The organism is Roseofilum sp., from assembly GCF_982964205.1.
Genome location: NZ_CEZBFX010000196.1, coordinates 1 through 4,566, shown reverse-complemented (window position 1 = coordinate 4,566; position 4,566 = coordinate 1). Strand labels below are relative to the sequence as shown.

At 46.1% G+C, this 4,566-nt stretch carries 3 protein-coding genes and 1 tRNA gene; 3 read left to right on the top strand and 1 reads right to left on the bottom strand.

Features of this window, described 5'->3' with window-relative positions:
- The first annotated feature begins 52 nt into the window (after positions 1 to 52).
- A complete protein-coding gene (locus tag AC3A14_RS24105) occupies positions 53 to 2,452 on the top strand; it encodes a M48 family metallopeptidase (protein ID WP_318735837.1) in 2,400 nt (799 codons plus the stop codon).
- Between the two features lie 626 nt (positions 2,453 to 3,078).
- Positions 3,079 to 3,540 carry an RNA recognition motif domain-containing protein gene (locus AC3A14_RS24100; RefSeq protein ID WP_318697883.1) on the top strand — a complete coding sequence of 154 codons (462 nt, stop codon included), beginning with the start codon at positions 3,079 to 3,081 and terminating at the stop codon, positions 3,538 to 3,540.
- Positions 3,541 to 3,589: 49 nt separating this feature from the next.
- On the opposite strand, the gene AC3A14_RS24095 is transcribed toward AC3A14_RS24100, so the two are convergent.
- Positions 3,590 to 3,988: a response regulator gene (locus AC3A14_RS24095; RefSeq protein ID WP_413038590.1), complete on the bottom strand. Its 399-nt coding sequence runs from the start codon at positions 3,986 to 3,988 to the stop codon at positions 3,590 to 3,592.
- Positions 3,989 to 4,118: 130 nt separating this feature from the next.
- Here AC3A14_RS24095 and AC3A14_RS24090 point away from each other — a divergent pair.
- Positions 4,119 to 4,190, top strand: a tRNA-Gln gene (locus AC3A14_RS24090).
- The last annotated feature ends 376 nt before the right edge of the window (positions 4,191 to 4,566 follow it).

Genomic DNA, 4,566 nt, shown 5'->3' with positions numbered 1-4,566 from the left:
GGGGAGATATTCTTGCTGCTATCACTCTTAATGGCCTACTATCACCTCCTATATGTCATCACCACCCCCACAACGCCCTTCCTTAACGGCGGGGTTAGCAGCACTCAAGCGTCAAGAGTACGATCTCGCGATCGCCCACTTAAACGGCGTTTATACCAATGAATCAGAGGGCATTCGCAAAAGACGCGCTCAACAGGGATTAGTTATTGCTTATCGTAAAGTGGGTCAAGGGCAACAAGCACTTAATTTATGCCACTTACTCACCTACAGCCCCGATGCACCGTTCCAAAACTGGGCAAAAAAAACCTTACCTAAACTCAAGCGCCAGTTCCCCGATCTGGAGCCATCCAAGACCATGTCTCCCGACGATCCCACAGATGCTTTATCTGTTTCTCCTCCTCCGATTCCCAAAACGGAAGTGAAAGAACCAAATAACCGTTTTTCTGTTCCTTCTGCTGCCCCAGAAGTGAGAACCTGGAAAAACGCTGGACGTGCTAAACGATTGGGCACTCTCCCGAAAACCTCGAAACTGGGATCGGATATTCGTTGGTTATGGGGTTTGCAAGGAATAACGGCGATCGCCTTTTTTGGCTGGATGGTGACTGTCATTGAGATCAGCTTTTCCCTTGTCCAGTACCTGCTTTTGAAACTGCCCTTTCTCAGCCCTTGGCAAATTCTCTATCAAGACCCCACGTTATTCCTATTCATCTTCTCATTATTAATTTTTATCGCTTCTCCAGTTTTGCTCTCTGTCCTGCTCAAAAAAGGGTATGAATTAGAACCCCTAAACCTGGAGCATCTCAAAACCATCCGGCCAGAATCAGCGACCCTAATTCAACGCTGTTGTCGTCAACGGAAACTTCCCCAACCTACACTGGGTATTTTACCCACTTCGTTGCCCCTAATTTTTACATATATCCAATACCCGATCGGTCACTTGCGCCCTACCGGTCATGTGGTTATTTCTCAGGGAATGCTCGATCGCTTGGAAGATGATGAACTCGCTATCTTTTACGCAACCCAACTGGCTCACATTCTGAACTGGGATTTTCTCTTGCTTTCAGCTTGTGTCTGTTTCCTGCAACTTCCCTATACTCTATATTGGTCAGTCTCTAAGTTAGGTGAGCGTTTGGCCGATCGCCTGGATATCCCTCTGCTAGAACTAATCGTCAGAGGCTTATCTACTCTCTTAGCAAATCTCAGTTATACCTACTATCATCTGTTCCGTCTGCCCTTACTGCTGCTCTCTCGATGGCGACTGCTTTATAGTGATGCCAGCGCAGTAAGTCTCACCGGAGACCCGAATGCACTTACCCGTGGATTGTTGAAACTGGCACAAAGTTGGCACAGGGGAATTATGCAGACATCTACTGTGCCGGAAGTTGTAGAACGCTTCGATCTCTTGCTTCCCCTAGGGGTGGAACAGGCGATCGCGATCGGTAATCTAACCCCGAATCAACCCTTTGAAAGTGTTCTGCAATGGGATTTACACAATCTCTATCGCTACGGAGTTACCCTACTGAGTAGTCATGGACGATTGGGCGATCGCCTGCAACGGTTAACGGATTTAGCCCGATTTTTCCGCTTAGAAACGGAGTTAGACTTACCGTTTATCCCTCCCCGTCGCTTCTCTTTATCGTCAGATTTTACCCAATGGCTAACCACCCAGATGAATTTCAGTTTAGAAACCGAGTTACGTCTGCCCTTTTCCTCTCCCATTCGGCTCTCTTTACCTTCAACTTTACCTGAATGGCTGAAAACGGCGATTAATTTGATTGTTGCCACTTCGATCTTTGTTAATAATAGTCTCCCTCTATTCCCTCGCTCTCTCTGTCAAGCGTTCATTGTGGGGATCGGGTTTCGTCTGGTGTTGATGCTGGTGGGAGCGATCGCCTATTTTTTCTATGTGGGTCAATTGGTTTGGCTCTCCCAAGATCAGGATGGGGATTTAATCACCGCTTGTTATTTCATTAGTTTGAGCCTGATCCTGATGCTTCAGATCAATCGCTATTATCCGGAAGTGCTTCCCCTCCAGGCTCAGCGCATCGATCGCTCAGAATCTTTCGCCAAGTTCCAAATCGATGCTACTTTAACTCCTCAAAAACGCCAAATTATGCGCTTACAGGGCAAACTCTTGGGACGGCGTGGGGTTCATAATGGGTTAGGACAGACGTTAATCCTACACACTTCTGCGGGGTTGATTCGTTTACGCCATTGCCCCCGTGTGAGTATTTTCGGAGATTGGGGGATTAACCCTATTTGCCCCAAAGATTTGATCGGTCAGTCTGTGAAGGTGGGGGGCTGGTTGCATCGGGGGGCTGATGTGGCTATAGATTTGGCCTATTTGGAGGGGCGATCGCAACTACAAGCCAATAGCTATCATCCCCTACTCCTGTCTTTACTGGCGATCTCCTTTGGACTTTGGGGGGCTTATCTGGTTTTTCAGACCTAATGTAAAGAAATTTTGCGAGATTTCAATTTATGTGTTACATTTCTTAACAAGAAGGCTCAAGCCAGAACAGTCAATCAACCTGGCGATCGACAACGCAAGTGCAAGGTGGGCTGCTTTGGAATCATGTGTTCTTCCTCCCAACACAGCAAGTTAACCAGCCGCATAACCGGCTGGTTTTTACTATCTGTTAGCCATAGGATTAAGAAAATTTCTGAACAAGGGGATGACAAAATCCTGGACTTAAGGGTAAAATAATCGAGTTTTGGGTAGCTCCATCTGCCAAAACGTGATAGGTTAAATATGGCATGAAGTAAACATGGTAGAGCCACCTAAAAAATATAAATATGTGCTCGATAGCGATAGGAATACCCGGAAAATTTACAGTGACTCCAAAGGGAAAACCTGGCTCTTCCTTTTCCGAGTCTTCGGAATCGATAAAGCCTGCCATGAGACTCAATGAGCAACGTGATGCCTAACCCAATCCTAATAGTAAAGGTTTACCAACGAGGTGAATATTTTACTGTGTTTACCCATCATCCTCAGTCTACTGAATGCCAGCTCGGTGTTCAGGACGCTAGGTCATGCCATATCTATGTCAACTCAGACTAAATAGGGAGGTCTTATCAATGTCTGTTCGGTTATACGTTGGTAACTTACCGAAAGAAACGGAAAAGCAAGAGCTAGAAGCCATTTTTGCTGAAACAGAACCCAAAGTTTCCACTAAGGTCATTACAGACCGTAAGACCGGTAAGTGTCGCGGATTTGGGTTTGTCACGGTCAAAAATGAAGAGCAAGCCGATCAAATTATTGAGCAATTTAATGGTTATCTGCTCAAAGAAAGTCCCCTTAAGATCGAGAAAGCCCAGCCTCGGAACAAAGGTAAAGAGGGGGGCAGCGCAGAAGGTGGGGCAGCCTCTAGCGCTCCTACTGCCAGTTCAAGCGGTGGTGGAAACCGTAAGAAAAATAAATCCAAGAAAAGCACCTCTAGCCCCAGCCAAGATACGGGTTCCATTCAACCCGATCCTCGTTGGGCTGCGGATCTGGAAAAACTCAAAGAACTGCTGGCAACGCAAACCACTAAAAGTTAGTAGCGTTTTACCAGTAGAGTTGACTTATAAAGGTAAAGGACTAAATCCTTTACCTTGATTTTCTTTGATCGATAAAACCTTGGACAATACCTTGTATGGTTTGGGAATCAAAAGGCTTAGTCAGATACTGGGTTGCCCCAGCAAGTTGCCCTTGGACTTTATCAAATGGACTATCCCGCGCAGTCACCATCACAATCGGCAGAGATTGAAACTCAGGGATACTGCGAATGGTACGGCACAGTTCCAAACCATCAACCCCTGGCATAGAAACATCAAGTAAAAGAACAGCGATGGATTCGTTATAAATTAAATTTAAGGCATCTACAGCATTATCAGCGACTAAAACCTCTACTCCCTGATCTTGGAGTGCATTTTGAATCGATTTTTGGACGATCGCACTGTCATCAACGGCGAGGATTTTAGGGGGAGATGGCGGAGTTGTGAACAACACGGTTGCCTCATCACGTACAGATTCAGGGACTCCCACAGGGGAAATTCGGGTAAACTGGGGGAATTTTTCAGTCAAACCCTTGACAAACCCCTAGCACTTAAGGTTATCATATCAAAGGTAAAGCCAATGGGGTGTAGCCAAGCGGTAAGGCAGCGGGTTTTGGTCCCGCCATTCCTAGGTTCGAATCCTAGCACCCCAGTTTAAATTCGTAGCTTACATACTATGACTCTCGCCTAGGAATGGCGGGATAAAAACCTGCGCTCAACACACATTCAACACAAAACCACCATAACACCTCCAAAAGTAAGGGGCAAGCAATAGGTCAAATGGGTTAGATAGTAATTAGAGTTTTCTATAGATTTCATAGAGAAATTCAAGGGGTTCCCTGAGAGAAACTGGCAACCCCTCCCAAAACCCCTAAAAATCTCTCTCACTTTCAGGCGCAACTGCTATCACCAGGTGAATCACCTGGTGTTCAGAGATAAGAGGGTAAGGGGAGTTAAATTTTCCTTCTCTCTGTTGCTATCACCAGGTGAATCACCTGGTGTTCAGAGATGAGAGAGGACTGCTCCTGC